Source organism: Anaerolineae bacterium, from assembly GCA_016931895.1.
Classification (GTDB): domain Bacteria; phylum Chloroflexota; class Anaerolineae; order 4572-78; family J111; genus JAFGNV01.
Map to the genome: position 1 here is coordinate 1 of JAFGDY010000212.1, position 24,340 is coordinate 24,340.

At 53.5% G+C, this 24,340-nt stretch carries 26 protein-coding genes; 6 read left to right on the plus strand and 20 right to left on the minus strand.

Going from position 1 to position 24,340, the window contains the following annotated elements; all coding sequences use genetic code 11:
* The first annotated feature begins 462 nt into the window (after positions 1 to 462).
* The 4 genes from mgtE to JW953_15675 all read left to right on the plus strand — a co-directional run bounded on the left by mgtE (position 463) and on the right by JW953_15675 (position 4,586).
* Positions 463 to 1,815, plus strand: a complete 1,353-nt coding sequence (gene mgtE, locus JW953_15660; protein ID MBN1994134.1) for a magnesium transporter — start codon at positions 463 to 465, stop codon at positions 1,813 to 1,815.
* Between the two features lie 68 nt (positions 1,816 to 1,883).
* Positions 1,884 to 3,293, plus strand: coding sequence for a hypothetical protein (locus tag JW953_15665; GenBank protein ID MBN1994135.1), 1,410 nt, complete (start codon positions 1,884 to 1,886; stop codon positions 3,291 to 3,293).
* Between the two features lie 122 nt (positions 3,294 to 3,415).
* Complete coding sequence (bcp, locus tag JW953_15670; protein MBN1994136.1) at positions 3,416 to 3,883, plus strand: thioredoxin-dependent thiol peroxidase; 468 nt, start codon at positions 3,416 to 3,418, stop codon at positions 3,881 to 3,883.
* A 7-nt stretch (positions 3,884 to 3,890) separates the two neighbouring features.
* Positions 3,891 to 4,586, plus strand: coding sequence for a 1-acyl-sn-glycerol-3-phosphate acyltransferase (locus JW953_15675; GenBank protein ID MBN1994137.1), 696 nt, complete (start codon positions 3,891 to 3,893; stop codon positions 4,584 to 4,586).
* On the opposite strand, the gene JW953_15680 is transcribed toward JW953_15675, so the two are convergent.
* The 19 genes from JW953_15680 to JW953_15770 all read right to left on the minus strand — a co-directional run bounded on the left by JW953_15680 (position 4,583) and on the right by JW953_15770 (position 20,157).
* Positions 4,583 to 5,329, minus strand: coding sequence for a DUF2085 domain-containing protein (locus tag JW953_15680; protein ID MBN1994138.1), 747 nt, complete (start codon positions 5,327 to 5,329; stop codon positions 4,583 to 4,585). The genes JW953_15675 and JW953_15680 overlap by 4 nt on opposite strands.
* The gene (locus JW953_15685; GenBank protein ID MBN1994139.1) at positions 5,319 to 5,579 is read right to left on the minus strand and encodes a hypothetical protein; all 261 of its coding nucleotides are present in this window, start codon (positions 5,577 to 5,579) and stop codon (positions 5,319 to 5,321) included. The genes JW953_15680 and JW953_15685 overlap by 11 nt, the downstream gene beginning before the upstream one ends.
* A 766-nt stretch (positions 5,580 to 6,345) precedes the next feature.
* The gene (locus JW953_15690) at positions 6,346 to 7,518 is read right to left on the minus strand and encodes a phosphoribosylaminoimidazolecarboxamide formyltransferase (GenBank protein ID MBN1994140.1); all 1,173 of its coding nucleotides are present in this window, start codon (positions 7,516 to 7,518) and stop codon (positions 6,346 to 6,348) included.
* A gap of 60 nt (positions 7,519 to 7,578) precedes the next feature.
* Positions 7,579 to 7,722, minus strand: a complete 144-nt coding sequence (locus JW953_15695; protein ID MBN1994141.1) for a CcmD family protein — start codon at positions 7,720 to 7,722, stop codon at positions 7,579 to 7,581.
* Between the two features lie 16 nt (positions 7,723 to 7,738).
* A complete protein-coding gene (locus JW953_15700; GenBank protein ID MBN1994142.1) occupies positions 7,739 to 8,107 on the minus strand; it encodes a calcium-binding protein in 369 nt (122 codons plus the stop codon).
* A 61-nt stretch (positions 8,108 to 8,168) separates the two neighbouring features.
* Positions 8,169 to 9,191 carry an adenosine deaminase gene (gene add / locus JW953_15705; protein MBN1994143.1) on the minus strand — a complete coding sequence of 341 codons (1,023 nt, stop codon included), beginning with the start codon at positions 9,189 to 9,191 and terminating at the stop codon, positions 8,169 to 8,171.
* 80 nt (positions 9,192 to 9,271) lie between these two features.
* Positions 9,272 to 9,937 carry a cytochrome c biogenesis protein CcsA gene (ccsA, locus tag JW953_15710; GenBank protein ID MBN1994144.1) on the minus strand — a complete coding sequence of 222 codons (666 nt, stop codon included), beginning with the start codon at positions 9,935 to 9,937 and terminating at the stop codon, positions 9,272 to 9,274.
* Positions 9,938 to 10,087: 150 nt separating this feature from the next.
* Positions 10,088 to 10,285 carry a hypothetical protein gene (locus JW953_15715; GenBank protein ID MBN1994145.1) on the minus strand — a complete coding sequence of 66 codons (198 nt, stop codon included), beginning with the start codon at positions 10,283 to 10,285 and terminating at the stop codon, positions 10,088 to 10,090.
* A 37-nt stretch (positions 10,286 to 10,322) separates the two neighbouring features.
* The gene (locus JW953_15720) at positions 10,323 to 12,284 is read right to left on the minus strand and encodes a cation:proton antiporter (GenBank protein ID MBN1994146.1); all 1,962 of its coding nucleotides are present in this window, start codon (positions 12,282 to 12,284) and stop codon (positions 10,323 to 10,325) included.
* 113 nt (positions 12,285 to 12,397) lie between these two features.
* Positions 12,398 to 13,138, minus strand: a complete 741-nt coding sequence (locus JW953_15725; protein ID MBN1994147.1) for a heme exporter protein CcmB — start codon at positions 13,136 to 13,138, stop codon at positions 12,398 to 12,400.
* Positions 13,122 to 13,835, minus strand: coding sequence for a heme ABC exporter ATP-binding protein CcmA (ccmA, locus tag JW953_15730; protein ID MBN1994148.1), 714 nt, complete (start codon positions 13,833 to 13,835; stop codon positions 13,122 to 13,124). The genes JW953_15725 and ccmA overlap by 17 nt, the downstream gene beginning before the upstream one ends.
* Before the next feature lie 19 nt (positions 13,836 to 13,854).
* The gene (locus JW953_15735; GenBank protein ID MBN1994149.1) at positions 13,855 to 14,217 is read right to left on the minus strand and encodes a DUF2283 domain-containing protein; all 363 of its coding nucleotides are present in this window, start codon (positions 14,215 to 14,217) and stop codon (positions 13,855 to 13,857) included.
* A 175-nt stretch (positions 14,218 to 14,392) separates the two neighbouring features.
* A complete protein-coding gene (locus JW953_15740; GenBank protein ID MBN1994150.1) occupies positions 14,393 to 14,554 on the minus strand; it encodes a hypothetical protein in 162 nt (53 codons plus the stop codon).
* A gap of 11 nt (positions 14,555 to 14,565) precedes the next feature.
* Positions 14,566 to 15,810 carry a hypothetical protein gene (locus tag JW953_15745; GenBank protein ID MBN1994151.1) on the minus strand — a complete coding sequence of 415 codons (1,245 nt, stop codon included), beginning with the start codon at positions 15,808 to 15,810 and terminating at the stop codon, positions 14,566 to 14,568.
* Positions 15,810 to 16,478, minus strand: a complete 669-nt coding sequence (locus JW953_15750) for a zinc-ribbon domain-containing protein (GenBank protein ID MBN1994152.1) — start codon at positions 16,476 to 16,478, stop codon at positions 15,810 to 15,812. The genes JW953_15745 and JW953_15750 overlap by 1 nt, the downstream gene beginning before the upstream one ends.
* A 3-nt stretch (positions 16,479 to 16,481) precedes the next feature.
* Positions 16,482 to 17,060 carry a TlpA family protein disulfide reductase gene (locus JW953_15755; GenBank protein MBN1994153.1) on the minus strand — a complete coding sequence of 193 codons (579 nt, stop codon included), beginning with the start codon at positions 17,058 to 17,060 and terminating at the stop codon, positions 16,482 to 16,484.
* A 3-nt stretch (positions 17,061 to 17,063) separates the two neighbouring features.
* Entirely contained in the window at positions 17,064 to 17,591 is a 528-nt protein-coding gene (locus JW953_15760; GenBank protein MBN1994154.1) for a cytochrome c-type biogenesis protein CcmH, read from the minus strand.
* Between the two features lie 7 nt (positions 17,592 to 17,598).
* Positions 17,599 to 19,617, minus strand: coding sequence for a heme lyase CcmF/NrfE family subunit (locus JW953_15765; protein MBN1994155.1), 2,019 nt, complete (start codon positions 19,615 to 19,617; stop codon positions 17,599 to 17,601).
* Positions 19,618 to 19,686: 69 nt separating this feature from the next.
* A complete protein-coding gene (locus JW953_15770) occupies positions 19,687 to 20,157 on the minus strand; it encodes a cytochrome c maturation protein CcmE (GenBank protein ID MBN1994156.1) in 471 nt (156 codons plus the stop codon).
* A gap of 221 nt (positions 20,158 to 20,378) precedes the next feature.
* Here JW953_15770 and JW953_15775 point away from each other — a divergent pair, with 221 nt between their 5' ends.
* Both JW953_15775 and JW953_15780 read left to right on the plus strand, forming a co-directional pair.
* The gene (locus tag JW953_15775; protein MBN1994157.1) at positions 20,379 to 21,056 is read left to right on the plus strand and encodes a hypothetical protein; all 678 of its coding nucleotides are present in this window, start codon (positions 20,379 to 20,381) and stop codon (positions 21,054 to 21,056) included.
* A gap of 21 nt (positions 21,057 to 21,077) precedes the next feature.
* The gene (locus tag JW953_15780; protein ID MBN1994158.1) at positions 21,078 to 23,885 is read left to right on the plus strand and encodes a bifunctional transaldolase/phosoglucose isomerase; all 2,808 of its coding nucleotides are present in this window, start codon (positions 21,078 to 21,080) and stop codon (positions 23,883 to 23,885) included.
* A gap of 231 nt (positions 23,886 to 24,116) precedes the next feature.
* Here the strand turns inward: JW953_15780 and rpsU are convergent, their stop codons facing one another.
* Entirely contained in the window at positions 24,117 to 24,320 is a 204-nt protein-coding gene (rpsU, locus tag JW953_15785; protein MBN1994159.1) for a 30S ribosomal protein S21, read from the minus strand.
* Between the last annotated feature and the right edge of the window lie 20 nt (positions 24,321 to 24,340).

Genomic DNA, 24,340 nt, shown 5'->3' on the forward strand with positions numbered 1-24,340 from the left:
CCAACTGCTAGCCCTTCAATCCCAACTATTTTGCCCCTTTTTTATCCCTTTTTTCCCTTTCCTATTCTCCTGCAAAAGTCGAGTTTATTAATCCCCAAAATGTTGCCAGATATTATATTCTTTATGGCCCGGTTATTAAAATCTTCACTCCGCTTATGCTCTCATTTGTGTCCATTTTATGGTTGAGGTAAAATCAGCCGGAATTGTGTTAAAGGCTTAGGGTTTTATGGTTTTCCCCATGCGGGGTAAAATATCTCTTAATTTTTGGCTTGACTTGAGAAAATATTAATGTTTTCATCCTAAGCTTGAAAACAGATGGTATAATAATTTGGACGATTTAGGCCCTGTTCCCAATAGCCAGGGGCGTTGGCCCCCTTTTTACATGCTGACCCCCCAAATATAAACCCCGATTGGCAATTTGCAGGCTGATTGTCTCCGGGGAAGCAGAACCGGAGGTGATCTATGGAGCAGTTGGTTCTTGATGATGTACTTTCGCAAATACGCGCTGCGCTTGAAGGAAACGACCTCGCTACTGCCTCGTCTGTCATCGAGGCCCTTCGCCCGGCCGACCAGGCCGATATTTTTGCAGATCTGGACGATGATCAACAAGCCACCCTGCTGCATCAAATAAATCCGGCTGATGCGGCAGATATCATTGAAGAGCTTTACGACGAGGAAGCCGCAGAACTGGCCGTGCAGTTACCGCTCAGTACCCTGGTGCGGATTGTGGACGAGATGGAGCCGGACGAAGCGGCTGACTTATTAGACGACCTGCGCCCGGAGCAGGCTCTGGCCGTTTTGGCCAGGTTAGAAGCTGCGCACAAGGTCAAGCCTCTGATTGACTACCCCGATGATACCGCCGGCGGTCTGATGACCTCCGCCTACCTGGCCTTACAGCGGCGTTGGACGGCGGAACAATCTATTGCCGCCATCCGGGCCTGGCACCCCGACGAAGAAACCATCTACTACCTCTTTGTCACCGACCGTTTACAGCGATTGGTGGGCATGGTCAACTTGCGCCAATTGATTGTGGCCAGTCCCAAAACCACCATCCTGGAAATTATGGAACCGGATGTGATTTTTGTCACCCCCGATACAGACCAGGAACATTGCGCCGAACTGATGCAGCGCTATGACTTGCTGGCCCTGCCGGTAGTGGACCCTGAAAACCATTATCTGCTGGGGGTCATCACCATTGACGACCTGGTTGACGTGCTGCAAAGCGAGGCCTCGGAAGACATCCAACGTTTGGGCGGCGCGCAACCCCTGGACCGGGCCTACCTGGACACCGGCGTTTTGACCATCACTCGCAAACGAATTGGTTGGCTGCTGATTTTGTTTTTTACGGCTACTTTAACCGGCGGGGTAATGGCTTTATTCCAGGGCACCTTAGAGGCGGTGGTGGCCCTGGCCATTTTTATTCCCTTGCTTATTGGCACCGGCGGTAATGCCGGTTCGCAAACCACTATGACCATCATCCGGGCCATGGCCGTTGGCGATGTTGAATGGAGTGACGCCTGGCGGGTCTGGTTGCATGAGTTTGGCATTGGCCTGGTGCTGGGTTTGGGCATGGCCGTAATTGCGTTTATTTTAGCCGTAGTGTGGGTGAAAGATGCTCAACTGGCGCTGGCCGTGGGGGTCTCTGTTTTGTGTATTGTGGTGTGGGCCACCAGCGCCGGTTCGCTCTTGCCGCTATTGGTGCAGCGGCTGGGTATAGACCCCACCGTTGTTTCCGGGCCGGTGATGAGTACGCTGGTAGACGCTACCGGCTTATTCATTTATTTTACCGTGGCCAGCATCATTCTGGGCCTATAAATCAAACAAGCTGCCGTTTCTGCGCTATCGCCCGCCTGGTGGTATAATGCGCAGCTGAGAGAGACGCCGTGAAAAAATCGTTGGACGTGCTGATTTTATTTATCCTGGTCATTGCCCGGGTGCGCATTGACACCCTGGCCGATACCGTCTTGCCCCAACGCCACGAGGACGTGCGCCGCCTGGTGGGCGGTTGGTGGCCCACCGCCAGCCTTGATCTGTTGGCCGATTGGCTGTCGGACCCGGTGACGCTGGTGCTGATTAGTATTGCCTTCGGTTTGACCGCCCTGTATTTCATCACCGATGCCGGCCGTAGCTTTTTAGGCAAACGATCCACCTATTGGCTTAAGTTGGGGCTGATTTATGCCATTGTGCTCATCCTGGTTTTTGGCAGAACCTTTCTGCTCATTGGCCTGCGGCACATCACCGGCCCCGCCGCCTACACCCACGACGGCGGCGTAATTCAAACCGAAAGTACCATAGAATATTTCCTGGCCGGCAAAAGCCCCTACCTGGAAGATTATCTCAATACGCCAATGGCCGCATGGGGCATCGAGTTCCGCACCGCCTTATATCATTATCCCTACCTGCCCTGGACCTTTGTTTTTTCCACGCCCTTTTACTGGTTCGGTCACGCCCTTCTGGGCTGGTTTGACCAGCGTTTTGTGTACCTATTGCTTTTTGCCCTGACCCTGGTTTTGACCCAAACTTTGGCCCCCACTCGCCCGGAAAAACTATTGGCCGTGATGCTGCTGGGCCTCAACCCCATTTTGGCCAGCGACGTTATTTTTGGGCAAAATGACTCCTTCATCCTGTTCTGGATTATTCTGGCCTTATGGCTATTGCAGTGGGGGCAACAGGCCGGACGTCAAAAATGGGGGATGTGGCTTGGCTCGCTGGCCTTTGGCCTGGCCTGCGCCAGCAAACCAACCGCCTGGTTTTTGGCCCCCTTCTGGTTTCTGTTTTTATTGCGCGATGCGTGGGGCAACCGTTTCCTGCCTCCCCGCCGGCAATGGTGGTTTTTGCTAAAAACCCTCATCCAACGCGCCTGGCCCACGTTGGCGGCCATGCTCCTGGTGATTGGCCCCTGGTTTGTCTGGAGTCCGGAGGCCATGTATGACGACGTGTGGCGCTGGAGCGCGGGCACCGCTGCCCAAACCTACCAAATCCGGGGGTGGGGTTTGAGCAATTTTATTCTGGCCTTTCAATTAGTGCCCGATCGTCTGGCTTACTGGCCCTTTTGGCTCACCGAGCTGGCGGTCGCTGCGCCCCTGCTGTTATTGTTGCTCTGGCGGCAGAGTGGTTATAATACAATGGGCACAATGTTATACGGCTATGTGGTGCTGCTGTTTGCCTTTTTTTATATGTCGCGGTTTTTAAACGAGAACTACCTGGGCTATCTGGCCGCCCTTTTATCCCTGGCCCTGGTTATTGACTCATCCCAAAGGGATCCGCAGATGAACCCAGGTGGCCACAGATAGGAAGAATCTCTTTAGAGCGTTACGCCAGCAAGGCCAAGTTACGCTCTAAAGAGATTCTTCGGCCTACGGCCTCAGAATTACATTTAAAAAAACAATCACCGAATCATTTCAAGGAGGTAAAAATGCTCAATCAAAATGATTTAGCCCCTGATTTTGAACTATTGAACGACGCCGGCGTTCCGGTCAAATTGTCCACTTTGCGGGGCAAACGGGTAGTGCTTTATTTTTTCCCCAAAGCAATGACCGGCGGCTGAACTGTGCAGGCCCAGGGAATCCGTGATGATTTCCCGCAATATCAAGCCGCTGAGGCAGTGGTTTTGGGCGTCAGCCCCGACCCGGTTGCGCGCCAGGCCGAATTCAAAGCAAAAGAAAACTTACCCTTCACCTTATTGTCCGACGAAAATCACGAGGTGGCCGAAAAATACGGCGTGTGGGTAGAAAAGTCAATGTACGGCAAAAAATATTGGGGCGTCGAGCGCAGCACCTTCATCATCGGCCCTGACGGCCGGATTGAGGCGATTTTCCGCAAAGTCAAACCTGAAACCCACAGCGAACAGGTTTTGGCCTGTTTGCGGCCAAAAGGAAGTTGAGAAAAGTATGACAGATTTAACCCCATCGGCTGCCAAAAAATCTGACTGGCGCGATACAGTAACCTGGTACAACTACGAAACAGGCTTCACCCGTTTTGCCAGAACTGTTCTAAAATCTCTATTTTGGGCAATGGCCCGGGTTGAATGTACGGGCCTGGAAAATATCCCACCCGCCGGGCCGGGGATTGTGGCCAGCAATCATTTTAGCCTGTACGACATAATTTACACCGGCCTGGCGTTGCCGCGCCATCCTCATTTTATGGCCAAAAGAGAGTTGTATAAAAATCCCCTGTTTGGTTGGGCCATTCGGCAATTAGGCTCTTTCCCGGTCAATCGGGGCGAGGGGGATACCTGGGCCATGGGCCAGGCTGGTCAGGTTTTGGCCGCCGGCCAGCTTTTGTTTATGTATCCTGAAGGAACCCGCGGCCGTACGGCTCAATTGAAGCGAGGGAAAGTGGGCGTGGTTAAATTGGCCCTTGAGCATCAGGTGCCGGTTATCCCCACCGCCGTGTGGGGCACCCAGGATTTTGCCATCGGCTGGAAACGTACACAAATCCACATTTGCATAGGCGAGCCGTTGGATGTAGCGACGCTGGCCGGTTCGCCGCCCTACAAACACGAAGTCCCCCGCGAGTTGACCACGCTGATGATGCAGAAAATAGCCGAAATGCTGCCCCCGGAACATCGAGGGGTCTATGCTTAAGCTGACGCCCTGGCCAACTTGGCCGTCACCTCTGCCTGAATATCCCTGAAGTTATCCTCTAGCGGTGGGTAAAGATACCAAACCGTGCCCGCGCCCAGGATAAAACCGGTCAAATTACGCAAGAGCAAATTGCTCTGGTGGGGAAAAAAGAAATGTAGATAAAGCAGGGCCAGGGGGCCAAAAGCAAAAAACAGATAGCTGTGCCAGGTGAGGTAGTTTTGACTGCGCAGAATGATACTGGTGAGGCCCATGGCAATGAATCCGATGGCCCACAAAGCCATCATTGATATGCCCGCTTGTAGCCATTCGCTGGCCATGGCCATACCCGCATCCAGGGCAATGGGCACCAGAAAAAACACGTACCAGCGCAAAGCCAGTGGTTTGAGCCGGTGGCGTATCAAACTAAAGATTAGCCCTCCCCCTAAAAGGGTGGCGTAAATGGCAATATCTCGTTGGCAGAGGGCCACCTGTTCGCCCTCAATAAAATAGGCCCGCGAGGGAAATTGGTGACACGTTATCTGGTAGGCGGAATAGATGATATGCGCCGGGCCGCTATAACCGTTAGCCAGCAAAACAGGGGCCAAAAAGGGCAAGCCTACGTAGAGCAAAAAAAACGTGTTAAAAACGGCCAACCAATGTTGGGATAGCCACAAAATGCGCCAGTGCAGCCACAGCACCAGCCCGCGCCGAAAGCCACCAACGGCCGGGGTTTGGGTCAGTTCGTTCATAGGCTTACTTGTCATAATTTACCGCCGCCACTCCGGTCAAATAACCCAGGTATACCGGAATCAGCGGCAGCACGCACGGCGAAAGAAACGAAAGAAGCCCGGCCACAAAAGCCAGGGGTATGGTAATCCCGCTGCTGGATAAAGAGGTTTCCAGTTGGTAAACCCATTCCGGCTGTTCGCCCAGAAAAGTGAAGTATTGGTTAAGGGCGCTCAGCGTGCCAAAAACCAGTAAAAGGCCAATGCCAATCAGCAAAACCGCGCTCATCAGCTCAATCAGGTGAACATGGCGATTCAAACGGCGCAAAAAACCACTGCTTCTGTTCAATATCCAGGCCACGATCAGAAAAGGAATAGCCAGCCCCATTGAGTAGGCAAACAGCAGCGCGGTTGATTGCAGCACCGCTCCGGCCCGACTGGCGTTCATCGAAGCGTTCAGGGCCAGAGTTAAAATTGCTCCCAAAAGCGGCCCCACGCAAGGCGTCCACCCGGCGGCAAAGGCCATTCCCACCACCGCCGAGCGAATAAGCCCGGGCGATTGGGCGTAACCGGCTTGTTTGCGCCGTTCCGGCAAAATCAACTCGTCCAGTTTTTGGTCAACCCAGGCCAATGGTTTTTGCAGCGACGGCATTGGGTCTAAACGCTTGACCAGCCACTTGAGCGTTCCCGCCATGTGGATGCCCAGCACAATCAGCAAAATCCCCCCTACCATCACCAGCCATTCTTGCGCGTTCATCCGGCCCAATGCGCCAAAAATAAGCCCGGCCAGCGCGCCAAAAAACACCACAAATACCAGGGTAAAGCCGGCAATGAACATTAAAGCATGGCCCATTACATTGCGCCGGCCCCCTGCTTCTGATGCAGCAACTCCCACTATTTAACTCCTCTGAAAATAACCCTTATAGGACTTACGCAAATCGTTGATGTGTTCCAGAGGTGACAGTCACTTACAAAGTGACTGTCACCTGGAACGTGCGTAAGCCCTACTTTATTATACGACGCAATTTTAACGCATTTCTTACCGGCCCAACGGATCAGTGCAAAAAATACCGCATGCCCGTGTGTACCATCACCATGCCGTATTGCTCTGCCGCGGCGGTCACTTCGGCATCGCGCAAGGAATTGCCGGCCTGGGCCACGTATTGCACGTTACTGCGACTGGCGCGATCAATGTTATCGCGGAAGGGGATGAAGGCGTCGGAGCAGAGACAAATCCCGTCAAAGTCTTTGAGCCAGGCCAGCCGTTCTTCGCGGCGGATAGTCGCCGGGGTTTGGGTCAGGCCGGCCAGCATGGCCTTCTCTTCCGGCTGGGAGAGTTGTTCCCACAGCAGATACTGGTCAACCACGTTGGCCTTTTCCGGTTTTTTCAGCCCCTCTCTAAACGGCAAATCCAGCACGCGCGGGTGCTGCTGCAAAAACCACTTTTCGGCCTTGTCGCAGGCCAGGCGGGTGCAGTGAATGCGAGACTGCTGCCCGGCGCCCATGCCAATCACTTGCCCATCGTAAGCCACGCACACCGAATTTGATTGGGTATATTTTAAGGCAATAGTGCCCACCAAAAGCGTTTCCAGCACATCCGCCGGAATTTCTTTTTTGGCGCTGACCACGTTTTGAAAATGTTCCGGCGTGAGCTGCGCCGTATTTCTTTTTTGCTGGAGGGTAAAGCCAAATACGTCGCGGTTGTCCATTATTGTTTTTGGCTCGTAGTCGGGGTCAATTTGCAGCACCAGAAACCCGCCGCCCTTTTTGGCCTTGAGGATTTCCAGCGCTTCCGGCTCGTAAGCCGGGGCGATCAGCAGGTCTGAAACTTCCGCGGCCAGCAAATTGGCCAGCGACACGTCCACCGGATCGCTCACGGCTACGGCATCGCCAAAGGAACTCATCCGATCCCCCCCGCGAGCGCGGGCGTAAGCGGTAGCCACCGGCGAGAGGTCAACCTGGGACAGCATTTGCGACCGGCAAAATGCCTCCGTTAAAGGCCGGGCAATAGCGGCTCCGGCGGGGCTGGTGTGTTTGAACGAGGCCGCGCTGGCCTGGCCCGTGGCCGCACGGCACTCGCGGACCAATTGCCACGCGCCCAGGGCGTCGAGCATATTGATGTAGCCCGGTTTGCCGTTGAGTACCTGTAACGGGGCCGGTTCTTGCTCAATCAGCATCCAGGCCGGGGTTTGATGGGGGTTACAGCCATACTTAAAATCTACTTGCATTTATCCTCTCCTGAAAATAACAAATTTGCCAAGTTCTGGCAGTGGCGCGTGGCGCTTACTCTATTTTTGACCTTGCTCGCGTTGCGCGAGTTGTTCCAACGTTTTTAGCTCTTTTTCCAAATTTCGTTGGCGGCTAATCATACTATAGATTAACACAAAAGACACAATCCAAAAAACGGTGTAACCTGCGGCCAGATAAATCATGGGCCTCCTCCATTATCTAAAACTCATAACCCCTGGCTACCCAGTAATGCCAATCGGTTATGGCCTCTTCCGTTTCCTCATCAACGTCAATGGGTTTGAGTTGGGCCAGGGGCACGCCAAAAGCGCGTTCCGCCCACTCTACTTTCACAAACATCTCCCGCAAACATTCGTCTTCGGTAGCCATTTGCAGAACCCTCACCTTTTCGCCTTTTTTCAAAGGAGAGATTTGCCTCTCCTGGATGCACGCGGCGGTAAAGGGAAAGCGGATTTTGTCGTCGAGATAATAGTACCAGCCCATGGCCTGTTCTTCCGGGCCATACGCATCTACAATGGCTTCCATTGAGATACGTTCTTCTCTTGTTTCGTCTTTTTCTATTTTAGGCATCATACCTCCTTTTGACTTTTGGAAAGCAAATGCTTTTCCATAACGATGAAATGGATTGGTTTCATGTTGTCAACTGCCAGGCCGGGTCCCGGCAAAATGTGTCATTAAGCTGTTGTTTTTTGGCGGCGGGCAGCCACGCGGACTGGATGGCTTGCAAAATCAGGGTTTGGATCTCGGCGTGAGAAAAGCCCAGTTTTGTTTCCAGCAGCCAGAATTCTTGGGACAAGGAATTGCCAAACATCTGGGGGTCATCGGTATTGACCGTCACCAGCAGGCCATGCTCAAAGTAGCGCCGGATAGGATGTGCCTTGATGGAATTAACCACTTTGGTGCGCACGTTAGACAGGGGGCACATTTCCAACGGAATTCGGTGTTCGGCCAGGTAATCGAGCAGACGGTCATCCTCTTGGGCCCGGGTGCCGTGGCCAATGCGTTCCGCCTGCAAACTGCGGATGGCGCCCCAAATGCTGGCCGCGCCGGCTGCTTCGCCGGCGTGGGCGCTGGTGTGAAAGCCCAAACGTCTGGCTTCTTGGAAAACATCGGCAAATGGTTCCGGCGGAAAATCTTGCTCCGAGCCGCCAATGCCAATGCCGACCACGCCCAAAGCTTGCGCCTCATGCAGCTCGGCCAGGGTGAGGGCTGCTCTTTCCGGGCCAAAGTCCCGCACCAGGTCGGCCACCAGCGCCACCTGAATCTCCGGCACCTGGGCCAGGCCGGCCCGGATGGCCTCGGTTAATTTTTGCGTTTCCAAACCGTGCCGGGCAAAATCCGGTGGAGAGTAGAACGCCTCCACGTACCGGATGTTTTGGCGGGCCAGGTCCCGGGCGACGGCGGCGGCGATAAAGGTAAAATCCTCATACTCGCGCAGAAATTGGTTTTTCCAGACCCAGGTATCAATGAAGTGGGGAAAATCTTTGTAGGCAAAGCGTTGTTTAAGCGCGGCCAGGTCCGGCGCCAGGGGGTCTCCGCCATACTTCTGCACCAGTGCCCACAGGGCCTGGTGGGGAATGGCCCCTTCCAGGTGCAAATGGAGTTCAACTTTGGGGATTTGTTCAAACCACTTAATTTTGGGTTTTGAATACATATCGTTTATCCTGGTTTTTTCACCATCTCCCTACTTTGGGCAGGCTATCTTGGTTAAGGTATTCTTTTGAACAATAGGCCTCATTGATAATACATTTCCTGCTTCAACGTCTCCACCCGCCGTTTTAGACTTTCCAGCTTAATTCGGTGGTACATCAAGGTGAGGTAAAAAACGGTAAAGGCAAAGAGGCAGAACAGCAGGGTGGCGCGGATATTGGGCGACATGCCAAAACCGCCCTGGGCTTCCTGGCTCTGGTTGGCCGCCACCACGGCCGGGTGAATGGTGCGCCACCAGCGGATGGCCAGCCAGTTGAGGGGCACGGAAACCGCCGCCATAATGGCGTAAACGGCGGCAAAACGAGCCTGGCGCTCCGGGTGGTCAATGGCCCCACGCAGCATCAGATAGCCCAGGTAAAGCAGCCAGCCAATGGCCGAGATGGTCAAACGAGGGTCCCACGTCCACCAAACATTCCAGGTGGGTTTGGCCCAGATGGAGCCGCTGACAATGACCATGGTAAAAAAGGCCAGCCCAATTTCCACCGAGGCCAACTCCCACATATCCCATTTTTGCTTGCGGGTGCTGAGATAAAGTACGGCGGCCGCCGCGGCCACAATAAAGGCCAGGAACCCAATCCACGCCGCGGGCACGTGGAAGTAAAAAATGCGCTGGGCGTACCGCTCGGCCGGCGAGGCGAGATTGGCCGCATCCGGCGCCCAGACCAGGGCCAAATACAGGGCGGCCAGCATCAACACAGCGCACGCAATGGTCAGCAGCGCCCCCCAGTTGAAACCGTCCGGCGTTTTTTCCTGTTGTTCAGGAAGTGTTGTTTGAGCCAATTATTTTCTCCTCTGACAGATCGCAAGGATAAACCACAAATACCCAATTTATCTGAAAACCTAAAATTTGACGACCTGCCTGGTAAAGCGATTCAAAATACGAGATTCAATTTCAGAATTTTGACGTTTTAGCTGCTGAATAGCCTGTTTGGCTTGTGCCAGGCTTCTAAAAGAGGCATGCTCTTTCCACACACCAGATTTGTATCTGGTCTGCACAATGTATTTTTTAGTGAGCGCTGAAGAAAAAATAATAGGCATAGTTTTACTCTCACTTTCAAGCAACACCTGTTTAGATTTACGTAGGAGTAGCCATTGTTTGAAAGGCGGCCAATTGTTCAAAATTCCCCATCACGGCCACCAAATCCCCAACGGCAAATTGATAGTCGGCGTTGGGGTTGGGCTGCAATGTGCCATCGCGCATCACGCTAACCACAGAAACGCCGGTCTCGCTCCGAATTTTTAGCTCCCCGATAGTACGCCCAACCAGGGGACTGTGGGCAGGCAGCCTGACCCAGCTTACTTCTAACAAGTGCGAAACATTTTGGAGTTGAGCGATAGTTTGATATTCGTCGTGGGTATGATAAAGGGGGGCATATAGTTCGCGGCGGATGGTGTCGGTAAATCTTTGAATGTCGGTGGCGGGAATATGCAAATGGAGTAATGTTTGCCGGGTGATTTCCAGACCGGCTTCAAATTCCGGTTGGACAACCTCATAAACACCGAGTTCGCGCAGAACCTGCATTTGCTCGATCCCTTCCGCCCGGGCCACAATGTGCACGGTTGGATTTGAGCGGCGCACCTGATCAACAATGATTTGAGTGACAATAATGGCCGGAGTGGTGACGAGAACAAGGCAGGCTTGCTTAATCTTGGCCGCCTCCAAAACTACGTTTTGACTGGCGTCGCCATAAATTATAGGAAAATCATTGTCTTTGGCTTGGATCACTCTTTGATGATTTATTTCAATAATAACAAAGGCCAGGTCTAAACGCTGTAGAACTTGGGCCACATACTGCCCCACCCGGCCCCCACCGGCTATCACCACATGGTCGCACAAGCCGGCTTCGGGCAGATTGAGGGTTTGTAACGGCTCCCGCCCAAACCAACGTTTGCGCAAGGCATACAGGGGCGTGGTCAACCCTGACACTAGGGGAGTTAAGGCCATGGTCACAATGGCCGTGGTTAGGATGAGGGCATAGAGGTTGTTGCTGATTGAGTTGGCGCCAATGCCTACCTGGGCTAACACAAAGGAGAATTCCCCTACCTGAAATAGTCCCAACCCTACCGCCAGCGGAACAATGTTGCCATAATTAAAAATCTTGCTCAAGGCCCCAAAAATCAAGCCTTTGCCCACGGCCACCAGAAGCATCACTACCAATATGGTACTCCAATTTTCCAGCAGAAAGACAGGGTCTAACAGCATTCCCACCGAAACAAAAAAGAGCAATCCAAACAGATCTCGCACAGGAATAATATCGCTGAGGGCTTGATGGCCGTAATCCGATTCACTTAACACCATTCCGGCTACAAACGCGCCAAAGGCAAACGACAATCCAAACAGGTAGGTGGCGTAACCAATCCCTAAACCGATAGCCGTGATAGCCAATAAAAATAACTCTCTTGAGTTCCAACCGGCAATGTAAGCCAGCACGCGAGGAAGCACGCGAGTGCCCACAAATACCATCAAAAACAGAAACAGGGCGGCCTTTAAGGCTGCCAGGCCCAGCGCGGGCAATCCCGCGCCCGGTTTATCCAATTGGGGCAAAATGATTATGAGCGGTACCACGGCCAGGTCTTGAACAAGCAACATCCCCACCATCACCCGGCTGGAAAGAGTGCCCATTTGTCCCTGGCTCATCAACGTTTTCAGAGTGACCATTGTGCTGGACAAGGCGATCATTCCCCCAAACCAAAGCGCGTTGAGCCATGCCCAGCCCAAAAGTTGCCCAATGCCAAAGCCCAGGACGATGACAAGCAAAATTTGGATGGGAGTACCGATCAAGGCAATATAACGAACGGGCCTTAACTCTTTTAAGGAGAATTCCAAGCCTACGGCAAAAAGCAAAAGGGCAACGCCTATCTCGGCCAATAATTCAATATCGTGGGTATTGGATACGGTTATCCCGCCCGTAAACGGGCCAACCATTATCCCGGCCAAAATATAGCCCAGGATCAAGGGTTGCCTCAATTGTTGGGCAATGATGCCGCCAATTAATCCGGCTACCACAATAATGGCAATATCGGCTGCTATTCCCACAATTTTTTCCTTTTCCGATTTGTTCCACTACCCAACGCAGGCCCGGTTTTGGCCGGCATTGGCTCAACCCATAGCCGGGGCCACCGGCCGCGCGGCCTTACTTTCCGCGCCTTCTATTCCTCCACCACAAATTCAAACAAAACAAACGAAGCCGCAATAAAAACAAGGTCAAACACCACCAACAGAGCCAGCCAGTGCTGAATGTCGGCAAAGGGGAGGTTATCCAAAATGCCCGCAGTCAAACGCACCGCGGCCAGCATCACGGGGATGATGACCGGGAAAAGCATAATGGGCAGCAATACCTCGCGGGCGCGGGTATGCACGGCCATAGCCGAAAAAAGCGTGCCCACGCCGGCAAAACCAATGGTGCCTAAAATGATGACGCCCCCCAATTGGGGTATGATGGCCAATGGTTGATTAAAGAGGATGATAAAAAAAGGCAAAATGATGATTTCCACAAAACTGATAAAGAGCACGTTGCCGATCATTTTGCCAAAGTAAATGGCGCTGCGGTCAACAGGGGCCAGCAGCAGGCCGTCTAGTACTCCCCGGTCCCGTTCCAGAATAAAGCTGCGACTGAGGCCCAACATCCCGGCAAAGGTGATAGCAATCCACAATACACCGGGGGCCAGGGTTTGGACATTGTCCGCCCGCAGGTCAAAAGCAAAGTTGAAAATAAAGAGAATCAGCAGCGAAAAAACAAACATCGCCCCCACCATTTCTTTGGTGCGCAGTTCGGTGGTGATGTCTTTGCCCACAATGGCCAGCACTTTGCGTAAATAGCCCCCCAAACGGTGCGGCAAAGTCGGCAAGATAGGGGTGGTGCTGTCCAGGGAATTAGCTGATTCGACCATGATCCGTGATATATTTGTGGTACTGCTCCCGCAGTTCGGCCACGCCAACATCCTGCCGCCGGACATCGTAGACGATTTTGCCCCTGGCCAGAATGGCGACCCGTTTGCCCAGGGACAGCCCTCGCTCCAGGTTGTGCGTGGTCATTAAAATGGTCCGCCGGCTAACGCCGACGGCGCTGAGCAGGTGGCCCAACATATCCGCCGCGTGCTGGTCCAGGCCGGTGTCGGGTTCGTCGAGCAGCAGGATGGGCGGGTTAGGCAAAATGGCGCGGGCAATGGCCAACCGCTGCTGCATGCCCCGCGAGTAGGTGCGCACCGGGTCGTTGTGGCGGCCCCACAGGCCCACTTGATTTAAAACGGTTTCAATACGTTGGGACGCCTCCGGTATGTCGTACATGCGGGCGTAAAAACGCAAGTTTTGCGCGGCGGTCAGGTCGTCGTAGAGCAGGGTATTGTGGGAAACCAGGCCAATAAAACGGCGCAATTGGCTGGCGGCGTCGGCCAGGCGATAGCCGTTGATAAAAATGTCCCCGGCGGTGGGTTTGCTGAGGCTGGCCACCAGGCGCAGCAATGTGGTTTTTCCGGCCCCGTTGGCGCCCAGCAGCGTTACAAAATCGCCTTCAGCGATGATCAGGTCTATGCCCCGCAGCACCACGCGGTGGCCAAAAGTTTTGCTGAGTTTGTGGAGTTTGATCATGGTGATGCAGTCTATGTGATTATGCGGCCACTCGTTCCGGCAAAGGAGGGACTTGGGGCGAAAGCGATAACTCAATCGCCAGAAAGTCACTGACAGGTGGAGTTGTTGTTACGGCCAGAACTGCTTGCCAAATATCTTCCGGCAGATTTCGGAGGTTGGCCAGGGGAACATGCAATGGTTTGTCTCTATATTGGGTCATCATTCCGGCAAAACTGATAAAGGTTAAGCCAATTGCTCGGGGGGTGGGGTGGGATGTTTTGCCGGTATCTAACCGTAAGAGAATATTATCTGCCAGTTCAACGCCGGTCACATGCTCGCTTTGCCCAAAAGAAACATAAAGCACGTCAGCCTCTTCATCATAGTTGATTTTTATCTCATTCATCATGCACTCCTTAAAATACCTGGAAGTAGGCCGTTGTTACAAACTTTTCTTCATGTACCGTGCCGTCTGGATAAGTGGGCCAACAAAAACGAACACAGACCACCAGGTGGGTATTGCCATTCGGTAAACCGGGATAGGTTTGGAAATACTGGTAGCCATTTGGGTCGTAATGGTCTTAACGGCGACGCCCCAGCCGAATTGTCTCTGCTACATAATCCAAAAAAGGTTCGACTTCTGGATGATTATCAGAATGAATGATCTGCGCCCAACGTTCCCGAGTCAAGTAAATTTCGTTGCCAAAACGGTCACGTTCTGTCCACAGTTTGCCATTGGACATAACTCATTCCCTCACTCCATTGTTTTGGCCAGCTCGGCTTTGTACCCGGTCCTGGCTTGACGGTAAACCGTTTCGTCAAGCTCGCCGGCGGCAAAGGCTTCATCCAGCCGGGCCAGCGTTAATAACAATTTCTCACGCCGGGCCTGTGGGTCATTATAATCAAGCGCGGCCGGATGCGCCAGTTGGGGGCGGATGAACGGGTAAATAACCCCGCCCACAATAATGGCCACGATGCCCAGGCCCAGGATAAGCCAGCGGAGCAGGTTTTGATCAATTTGACTGCCGGGGGCGGCAGGACTTGCGCCGGGAACGCCGGTCAAATCAAGGTAATCCAGATTGTTTAATTGCAGGGTCAGGGTGTTGCCCTGACCCAAACCGCCGCCGCTAAAAAGGGCGTAGCTTTCGCCCTGAATCTGGCGGGTTTCGATGAATTGCAGTTGCTTGCTGGTGAGGGTGGCTCCCTGTTGGTGCAGCAGCACGTTCAACGCGGCCACGGCGGCCGGAATGGGGACTTTGATGGTCAGCGCGTCGTCAGTAAAAGGAAGATCATACCGGGCTATCACGGTAAAATTCCCTGTCCCCGGGGGAATAGGCGCGGTGTCGGCGTATCCGTCCGAGGTTTTGCTAAAACGAGCGCCCGGCGAGTCCTCCTGGAACAGGATGTTGGTGGCATTGTCGGGCAGGGCAAAGGTAAAGGTTTGGCCGTTCTGCCCCGTGTAGGTGCGGTCGCCCTGGTTATTGACAACAAAAATTTGGGCCACATTTACGGCAGCGGGGATAAAAGTTAATATATAGTGCATCTGGCCAATGCTGATGGCCTCGGCGCTGGGGGTGGTTTCATAAACCTGCAAATCGAGCGTGGTTTCGGTACTGCTGGGGGTAAAAACACCCGGCCCATCGCTCAAGTAACGGATGTTTTGATATTGACCTTCCAGGACGTAAAAAATGTTATGGTCGGTGGGCAGATTTTCAAAGGTATAGCGGCCCTGGCTGCCGGCCTGGGCGGTTATGACCAGCACTTCGACATTGTTTTGAATGCCATGCAGGGTGACCTCAAGGTCGCCCTGGGGTTGGCCGGTGGTGCCGTTGATGACCTGTCCGGTCAATACGCCGTTTCGCTCCGGTGTGGAGGGGGCAGGCTCCTGGGCATAGGCGGTGAGGGGAAGCGCAAACAGGAGTAAAAGTAAAAGGAGAAGAGAGAGGAGGGAGGAGAGAGCTGAATTCAGATTTCTGGTCTTTCTTATTTGGGGGATCATTAGTTGCCTGCCGTTTGGATGATTTCCTGGTTTCGTATAGCCAGATCACTATTTACAACCATACCACATTTAGGGCAATACGCATCGCCGGGTTGAAGGGGATGGTGGCAGTGAGGGCAGGTGTTTTTAGCGATTTTGGCGGAAAAGTTGGCCAGAGCTTGGCCGCAGCCGCTGCAAAAAGTATCGCCAACCACAAGGGCCTGGCCGCAAGAGGGACAGGCCGGTTGGCCGGTCTGGGCCTTGAGGGGGATGTTTTTGAGAGTCTGGATTTCGGCGTCAACTTCTTGTTGTAGGGTTTCGTTATCGTTCAGGTGACTCCCTTTGAAGGTGGCAATGAGCGCTTCGATCTCGGCGTCAAGGGCGGGGTCAATTTCAGGCGCAGCCGTCCCGCGCTTCAAATCAATTTGTTGCCGGATCCGGGCGGCTTCCAGCTTGGTTTGGGGCAGTAGGGTGTCATAGTCCTCTCTAGACACTTTGCCCATTTCATAATCGAACATCAAATCTCTGATAGCGGCCAGGACTGCCTGGTAGCGGGCCTCGTCTTCGGCCAGGGTGCGGCCTGAATAGTCAATATTGGCGGGGCGCGTTTGTGACCACAGGGGGTAAAGCACCAGGGCCAGCATGCCGCCAACCAGGATTAAAGTGATGAGCAAGGTCAGGATGTCCATAAATTAACTCCGGGAGGGTTGAGGTTGAGGTTGGATGAGCAATTTATCCAGCAGGCCGTAGAGTTGGGCTTTGTTAATGGGGCCAATTTGCACGTGGGCAATATTGCCGTTTTTATCTATGATGAACGTTTCCGGGACGCCGGTAATGGCGTAATCTTGGGAGATTTTGTCGCCCAGGTCAGGCCCGGAGGGATAGGTAATGCCGTATTTTTCCATGTAAGCCAGGCCCTCTTGGGGTGTGTCAAGATGATCTATCCCAATGAAAACAACGCCCTGATCCTGATAATCGCGCCAGGCCTGTTCCAGCAGGTCGGCCTCTTTGTAACATTCCACGCACCAACTGGCCCAAAAATTAATGAGCACCACCTGGCCTCGCAGATCGGATAGGGTAATTTTTTCTTCCGCAAATTGGTCAAACAGGGTCAGGGTGAAATCCGGCGCTTGACGTCCCGCTAAATCGGTGGATTTGGTATGGCGCAGGTTGAGGGCCACAATGGCCAAAAAACCAAATAGAAGCAGCAGGCCAACGGCCATAACCACCGGCCGGCCGGTGGACGATTTTGAGGCAGAGGTTTCAGTCATAGCTTACGTCTCGTCGCGTTCCAAATCTTTTTCTACCAAACTCAAATAGTCGGCGGGGAGGGCAGGCGGGGTAGGCTTGGTTGAATGAGGGGTTGTTGTAGCCACGGCACCGGGTTGCTGCTTACGCCAACCGCGCAAAGTGTTGACCAACCAAATCCCCCCGGCGGCCAAGGCGATGGCGGGCAAGACCCACAAGGCCAACGAGAAGCCGCGCCGGGGCGGCTCTTGTAATACCTGGTCGCCGTAGCGGGCGGAAAAGTAATCCAGCACTTCCTGCTCGCTATAACCCTCGCTCACCAATTCATCAATTTGATTGCGCCACTGTTCGCAGGTTTGGGTGCGGCAGTCGGACAGATTGATGCCGGTGCAGGTGGGGCAGTTGAGTTTTTTGGCAATATCGTTGATGCGATCAAAGTCAGGTTCTTCTTGGGCTTGGGCGAAAGGGGGCAAAAGGAAGGAGGAAGTAAGGAGTAAGGAAGTAGTGATGGCGATAGTGATGATGAACTTTAGGAAATTTTTTAGTCGGTTCATTTCATCTCTATTTTGCGGCTGCGACCCCGCCGGGGATGGCCGCCGGGCGGGCGATTCGTTGGGGCCGTGCCTGCGGATTGGGCCAGGCGGCAACCAGGGTTCCCAAAATCAACACGCCTCCGCCAATCCACAACCAATTGATCAGGGGATTGATGTAGGCTTTAAAAGTGGCGGTTTCGCCGGCGCCTTCCCAACCGGCCAGGATCACGTACAGGTCATCGGCCAGGGTGCTGCGTTTGTCGGGAATGGTCATCGGCTGCTGCTGGACCACAAAAAATTCGCGGGTGGGGCCAAGTTCGCCAACGGGTTTGCCGTTGTGCGTAACCGTTAATATGGCCTCGGTGATGAGCCGGTCGTCGGGGCTGGGTCCCTGGCGCAGGCCATGATACGTGATTTCGTAGGTTCCCACCATTTCACTGCTGATGGCCATACTTTGGCCAATGGCCAGGTTGCGTTGCGACTCAACCTGGTAAAAACGGCTGCCGACAACGCCCAGGGCAATCAAAATAATGGCGATGTGGATCAAGTATCCGCCATACCGGCGGCGATGGCGGGCCACCAGTCGAGCCAGGGCTACCGGATAAGGTTCGCCCCGGCTGTGGTGGCGGGCGCTGACGCCGCGCCCGTATTCAATCAGGGTGGCGGCCAGGGTAAAGGCGCAAAAACCAAAACCTAACACCGCGCCAAAAATTTTGATGCTGCCAACGGTGTATGACAGCGCCATCACCGCAACGCTCACCGCTGCGGGCCAGAGCAACGAATCGCCAATTTTTTTGAGCGAGGCTTTGCGCCAGGGGACCAGGGGGGCAATGCCCATTAAAACCACAATGGCCGCCCACAGCGGTGCGGTAGTTTTTTCAAAAAAGGGCGGGCCAACCACGATTTTTTCATCCATCAGGGCTTCTGAAAATAATGGAAAATTACTGCCCCACCACACAATAAAGGCCAGGCCGGTAAACAGCAGATTGTTCAGCAAAAAGACGGCTTCGCGGGAGATGAAGGCATCCAATTCGTTGTCCGATTTTAGATTGTCCCAGCGGAGTACATACAATATAAAGGACGCGACGAACATGATGGCAATAAAACCAAAAAACAGCGGCCCAATGGCGCTTTGGGCAAAACTATGCACCGAGGAGATCACGCCGGAGCGGGTGGTAAACGTACCCCAGATAACCAGCAAAAAGGTGAGGATGATCAGGGCCATATTCCAGCGTTTGAGCATGCCTCTATTTTCTTGCATCACCACCGAGTGCAAAAAGGGCGTGGCAATCAGCCACGGCACCAGCGAAGCGTTTTCCACCGGGTCCCAACCCCAGTAACCACCCCAGCCCAGTACATCGTAGGCCCACCGGCCGCCCAGTAATAGCCCCAGGCTAAGGAACAGCCAGGCGGTCAGCGACCAGCGGCGGGTGGCGCGGATCCACAAATCGCCGGTTTGGCGCGTAATCAAGGCGGCAATGGCAAAGGCATAGGGAATGACAAAACCGACAAAGCCGAGGTACAACATGGGCGGGTGAATAATCATGCCCCAATGGCGCAGCAGCGGATTGAGGCCGGCGCCGTCGGGCGGGAAAAAGGGTAATTGCTCAAATGGGTTGGCCACAAATACTACCAGGCCAATGAAAAAAGCCAGGGTGATTTGGGTGACAGCCAGCACGTAAGGCATCAGAACGCGCATGGAGCCCCACTTTTTGAGCAGCACCGCCGTGGCAAAAATAGACATCAACCACGACCAGAACAACAACGAGCCATCCTGCCCGCCCCACAGGGCCGTCATCCGATAGAAGATGGGAGCGGCCTTATTGCTGACTTCATAAACATACCTGGTCTGGTAATGGCCCGTGATCAGGAGATATTCGATAATGATGACGGCAATCGTCACCAGCCCGGTCACGCCAAAAGCGGCATTGCGGGCGCTGGTGATCAACTCGGGGATGCGCCGCTGCGCGCCAACCACGGCCACCACTGCGGCGTAAATAGCCAGGGCAAAAGCCAGTGTGGTGGCTATGTATCCAAGATGGGGCATAGAGTCTCCCTAATTTTTATGGAACTGATTGATCTATAACGTGAAGCCTGGCCCTTGACACCAGCCACCCTATCTGACCGCTTCTACCTGCTGCACTTCTTCAATGCCGTTTTCTTCGTAGCGGCTGGGGCATTTGAGCAAGAGAGAGTGGGCCGTAAAAATCTGGCCGTCGTATTGGCCTTCCAAAATGGCTTCGGCCTGGTGGCGCATCTGGTCGGGTTGGGGGCCATTGAAAATCACATGCATCCGTTTGCCGCTGTCGCTGGTAATGTCAAAGGTTAAAATCAGGTCGTGGTGATTAAAGTCAATCGTTTCGCCGTCCACTTTGCCCGAGACACGAACTGGCCGATTATACTGTAAATCGTCTTTGGCGTACAATTCGTCTACGGTTAAAAAGTAAGTGGCATTGTGTTGAATGCCGGAGTAAATCAGATAAATAACGGCCAGGGCAATAACCACCCCGCCGATAATGAATTTGGTCTTTTTATGGGCCGTTTGAGCCTCAACTGTTATGGAAGGTATTCCGGTTGATTGAGCCATGAAGTCTCTTCTTTCAAGCAGGCAAGATTAATAATCCAGGTGAGTATTGTAGCATGTTGATAGCCTGACATCAAACGAATTAAGCTTGTTAGGTGCTGATCCTGTTTGTGTGAGTAGTCGTAAACCTTAGTTTACGTCAAATGGATTAAGGCGTGATTAAACCTTTTAACTGGATTGTGGTATACTTTGCAGCACTTCTATTTTAAGGATATGGAGGAGCGATGAATTTCTTCTTACGCCTCATCATTATCATTGGAGTCTTGCTGTTAATTTTGGCGATAACGTTGGTTAGTATGGCCCTTGTTTTGGGTTTTTCGCTGGGGGTGGGCTGGTTGTTGACCCTATTTTTGCCTTTTGATTTGTTCCAAACAACCCTGTTGGCCCTCATTTCCGCCGTTGTGGCCGTGGCCTTTTGGCGCAACTTTTTGAGTTCCTTACTGCCGTTTGGCGCCGACGAAGACGACTTTTACGAAGATGAGGATGACGATTACGACGACTACGACCGGATCCCGGAGTCCAGGTTTTACAAAAAAAACACCGATAAAACCTGGGAAGCCTGGCTGCGTTCTCACCTGGCCAATAGCATCTATTTCGAGTTCCAGGACTCGCCCCAACCTGTGACCCCCATGGGCAAAAAACAGCAACAAGAGCTGGCTATTCGCCTGGCCGATTTAGTCATTACTTTCCTCAAGGCAAAAAAACCGGGAACCAGGCGACTGAATATCACCATGAGTACCTTAAAACAACAGATGAACAAAATAGGCCAAAAACCTTATGATGACGACATCCTCAGGTTAGCTATCTTAGCGGCCAATGAGGAACTGAATTATCATTACGAGGATATCGTTACCGTGATGCGTTCTAAACTTTGGAATGAGCTTTACGACCAATACTTTTAAACTATGGAGGAGTCACACATCATGTCAAACAATGCCTTAAAACAAATGTCGGAACTGGGCCAGTCGTTGTGGTACGATAACATTGAACGCAGTTTGATTACTGAAGGCGAATTGGCGCGAATGGTAGCGGAAGACAACATTGTCGGGGTCACGTCCAACCCGTCTATCTTTCAGAAAGCCATTGCCGGCAGTGCAGCTTACGATGCCCAAATTGAGGAGATTGTGGCCCAAAACCCCACCATCCCGATCAAGGATTTGTACGAAAGCCTGGCCATTCAAGATATTCAAAACGCCGCCGAGGTGATGCAGCCGGTTTACGAACGCACCAACGGCAAAGATGGTTATGTCAGCCTGGAGGTATCGCCCGATTTGGCCGACGATACGGCGGGCACCGTTGCCGAGGCCAAACGTTTATTTGCCGCCGTGGGCCGGCCCAACTTGTTGATTAAAATTCCGGCCACCCAGGCCGGTCTGCCGGCCATTACCGAGGTGATTGGGGCCGGGGTCAACGTTAACGTTACCTTGATGTTTTCGCTCCAGAATTATGTTGAGGTAGCTAACGCCTACATCGCTGGCCTGGAGAAATTGGCTGCGGCAGGGGGCGACTTGAGCCGGGTGGCCTCGGTGGCTTCGTTCTTTGTTAGCCGGGTGGATACCATCCTGGATAAACTGCTGGCCCAAGCGGGCCACCCGGAAGCGCAGAAATTGCAGGGCAAAATGGCCATTGCCAACGCCAAAGTTGCCTACAAAAAATTTCAGGAAATCTTTGGCAGCGAACGTTTCCAAAAATTGGCCGCCAAAGGGGCCAGGGTGCAGCGACCGTTATGGGCCAGCACCAGCACCAAAAATCCCGCTTATCGAGACGTGTTATACGCCGAAGAATTGATTGGCCCGGATACGGTGGATACCCTGCCGCCGGTCACCATTCAGGGCCTCAAAGATCACGGCCAGATTCGGCCCAGCCTAACAGAAGATTTGACTGAAGCCGAAGCCGTGCTGGCCCGGCTCCAGGAGTTTAACATCAGTTACGACGACGCTACCCAAAAATTGCAGGACGATGGCGTGGCCGCTTTTGCCGATTCTTTTGTCCAACTCTTAAACGCCCTGGAAGAAAAACGCGAAGCCATTGTGTCGCAACAGGTCAGCCCCATGGCCATGGATTTGGGCGACTTCCAGGCCATGGTGGACGTGCGCCTCAAAGCCTGGAACGCCGCCAACGTTGCCGCCCGCATCTGGCAGCGTGACGGCACGGTCTGGATAGCCGATCCCGAACAGGCGGCTCAAACCAAAGAGTTGGCCAATCGCCTGGGCTGGCTGGAGATTGGCCCGGAAAGGCTGGCTCAAGCCGATGAAGTGGCGGCCTTTGCCGCCCAAATCAGAGCGGTCGGTTATAAAGCAGTGGTTTTGTTGGGCATGGGCGGTAGCAGCCTGGCCCCGGAGGTTTATATGGCCACGTTTGGGGCCAAGGCGGATGGTTTACCTTTAATTGTGCTGGACAGCACCAACCCCGACCAAATTTCAGCTGTCAAAGCCAACCTGGCTAATCCGGCCCAAACGCTCTTTCTGGTTTCCAGCAAATCGGGCGGCACGCTGGAGACACTTTCTCTGTTTAAACATTTCTATCAGGTTGTTGGTGCCGTCAAAGCCAACCCCGGCGAAAACTTTGTGGCCATCACCGACCCCGGCTCCGGCCTGGAAAAATTGGCCAAAGAAAAGAAATTCCACCGGGTTTTTCTGGCCCCGCCGGAAGTGGGCGGGCGTTATTCGGCCTTAACCTATTTTGGCCTGGTTCCGGCGGCGCTGATTGGCGTTGACCTGCCCAAACTCTTGCGCCGGGCCAATAGTATGGCCAACGCCTGCCGCAATCACGCCCCTCAAAACCCCGGCCTGCAACTGGGCGCGGCCCTGGGCGAGTTGGCCCTGGCCGGTCGGGACAAAGTAACTTTCTTCGCCTCACCCAAAATTGCCGCTTTTGGGGTATGGATGGAGCAACTCATTGCCGAGAGCACCGGCAAGCAGGGCGTTGGTATTTTGCCCGTAGCCGATGAAGCCATTGCCGAGCCAATCTTTTATAACAACGACCGCGTATTTGTTTACCTTCGCCTGGCCGGTGACGATAATGTTGACCTGGATGGCCAGGTTGACATGCTGGCGGCCGGCGGGCATCCGGTGATCACCATCCAGTTGGATGAGTTGGCAGACCTGGGCCAGGAGTTCTTCCGCTGGGAGATGGCCACGGCCGCGGCCGGCGCCGCGCTAAAAATCAACCCCTTTAACCAGCCCAACGTGGAATCGGCCAAAGCCAAGGCCAAAGCCTTGATGACCGAGTTTGAACAAAGCGGCTTCCTTCCCGCCGATACCCCTACCCTGGATTACGACGACATTGATGCCTACGGCCCGGCTATGGGCGAAACCGTGACCGAAGCGCTGAAGGCCTTTTTGACCCATTACCGGCCTGGTGATTACGTGGCTATTATGGCCTACTTGCCGCAAACCCCTGACACCGACGCCGCGCTTAATGAATTGCGGCTGCGGCTGCGTAACGGCCTGCGCTCCGCGGTTACGGTTGGCTACGGGCCGCGTTTCCTCCACTCTACCGGCCAATTACACAAAGGCGACGGCAACAAGGGCCTCTTTGTTCAACTCACCCACACCCCGGTCACGGACGTTGAAATCCCCGGCGAAAAGTACACCTTCGCCACCCTGGTGGCGGCCCAGGCCCAGGGTGATTATCACGCCCTCAAAGAAAATGGTCGCCGCCTCATTCGTTTCCACATCGAGGCCGGGCAGGTTATTCCGGCAGCGATCCGCAAGTTGATTCCGGCTTAAAGATAATAGGTTCAGACGAGGATGGCCCACTTTCCCCGTGAGCCTGCCCCGGCGGCTTAAAAACTCTGGCTTCAAATAAAAATCTCCACGGTCCCTCTATCGTGGAGATTTTTTTGTCAAATCTATTTCTCATTCCCAAATTTGTTTGGACCTCCCAAACTTGTTTGGACCCAAACCCAGTTTGGGAACGAGAAAAATCGCGGAGACTTGGTCAATGGTCCTAAGTCTTGATCAGAAATTCTGATTTTGCCGGCGAATCATCTTGCGACGGGCTTTGCGGATGGCGCGTTGTTTGGCCAACCGGCGCTGCTCGCTTTTTGACACATACCATCGCTTCTTTCGATAAGTGCTCAAAATGCGAGATTTTACAATTTCTTTGCGGAATCTTTTTAACAAAGATTCTTGAGATTCACCTGCTCTTAGCTCTACGCTCAATGCATTCACACCTCCTTTCT

Excerpts from the sequence above, each read along its gene's own strand:
- mgtE (MBN1994134.1), top strand. The coding sequence starts at position 463 with ATGGAGCAGTTGGTTCTTGATGATGTACTTTCGCAAATACGCGCTGCG.
- JW953_15675 (MBN1994137.1), top strand. The coding sequence starts at position 3,891 with ATGACAGATTTAACCCCATCGGCTGCCAAAAAATCTGACTGGCGCGAT.
- JW953_15680 (MBN1994138.1), bottom strand. The coding sequence starts at position 5,329 with ATGACAAGTAAGCCTATGAACGAACTGACCCAAACCCCGGCCGTTGGT.
- JW953_15685 (MBN1994139.1), bottom strand. The coding sequence starts at position 5,579 with ATGAGCGCGGTTTTGCTGATTGGCATTGGCCTTTTACTGGTTTTTGGC.
- JW953_15690 (MBN1994140.1), bottom strand. The coding sequence starts at position 7,518 with ATGCAAGTAGATTTTAAGTATGGCTGTAACCCCCATCAAACCCCGGCC.
- JW953_15695 (MBN1994141.1), bottom strand. The coding sequence starts at position 7,722 with ATGATTTATCTGGCCGCAGGTTACACCGTTTTTTGGATTGTGTCTTTT.
- JW953_15700 (MBN1994142.1), bottom strand. The coding sequence starts at position 8,107 with ATGCCTAAAATAGAAAAAGACGAAACAAGAGAAGAACGTATCTCAATG.
- add (MBN1994143.1), bottom strand. The coding sequence starts at position 9,191 with ATGTATTCAAAACCCAAAATTAAGTGGTTTGAACAAATCCCCAAAGTT.
- ccsA (MBN1994144.1), bottom strand. The coding sequence starts at position 9,937 with ATGCTGGCCGCCCTGTATTTGGCCCTGGTCTGGGCGCCGGATGCGGCC.
- JW953_15715 (MBN1994145.1), bottom strand. The coding sequence starts at position 10,285 with ATGCCTATTATTTTTTCTTCAGCGCTCACTAAAAAATACATTGTGCAG.
- JW953_15725 (MBN1994147.1), bottom strand. The coding sequence starts at position 13,138 with ATGGTCGAATCAGCTAATTCCCTGGACAGCACCACCCCTATCTTGCCG.
- ccmA (MBN1994148.1), bottom strand. The coding sequence starts at position 13,835 with ATGATCAAACTCCACAAACTCAGCAAAACTTTTGGCCACCGCGTGGTG.
- JW953_15735 (MBN1994149.1), bottom strand. The coding sequence starts at position 14,217 with ATGAATGAGATAAAAATCAACTATGATGAAGAGGCTGACGTGCTTTAT.
- JW953_15740 (MBN1994150.1), bottom strand. The coding sequence starts at position 14,554 with ATGTCCAATGGCAAACTGTGGACAGAACGTGACCGTTTTGGCAACGAA.
- JW953_15745 (MBN1994151.1), bottom strand. The coding sequence starts at position 15,810 with ATGATCCCCCAAATAAGAAAGACCAGAAATCTGAATTCAGCTCTCTCC.
- JW953_15750 (MBN1994152.1), bottom strand. The coding sequence starts at position 16,478 with ATGGACATCCTGACCTTGCTCATCACTTTAATCCTGGTTGGCGGCATG.
- JW953_15755 (MBN1994153.1), bottom strand. The coding sequence starts at position 17,060 with ATGACTGAAACCTCTGCCTCAAAATCGTCCACCGGCCGGCCGGTGGTT.
- JW953_15760 (MBN1994154.1), bottom strand. The coding sequence starts at position 17,591 with ATGAACCGACTAAAAAATTTCCTAAAGTTCATCATCACTATCGCCATC.
- JW953_15765 (MBN1994155.1), bottom strand. The coding sequence starts at position 19,617 with ATGCCCCATCTTGGATACATAGCCACCACACTGGCTTTTGCCCTGGCT.
- JW953_15770 (MBN1994156.1), bottom strand. The coding sequence starts at position 20,157 with ATGGCTCAATCAACCGGAATACCTTCCATAACAGTTGAGGCTCAAACG.
- JW953_15775 (MBN1994157.1), top strand. The coding sequence starts at position 20,379 with ATGAATTTCTTCTTACGCCTCATCATTATCATTGGAGTCTTGCTGTTA.
- JW953_15780 (MBN1994158.1), top strand. The coding sequence starts at position 21,078 with ATGTCAAACAATGCCTTAAAACAAATGTCGGAACTGGGCCAGTCGTTG.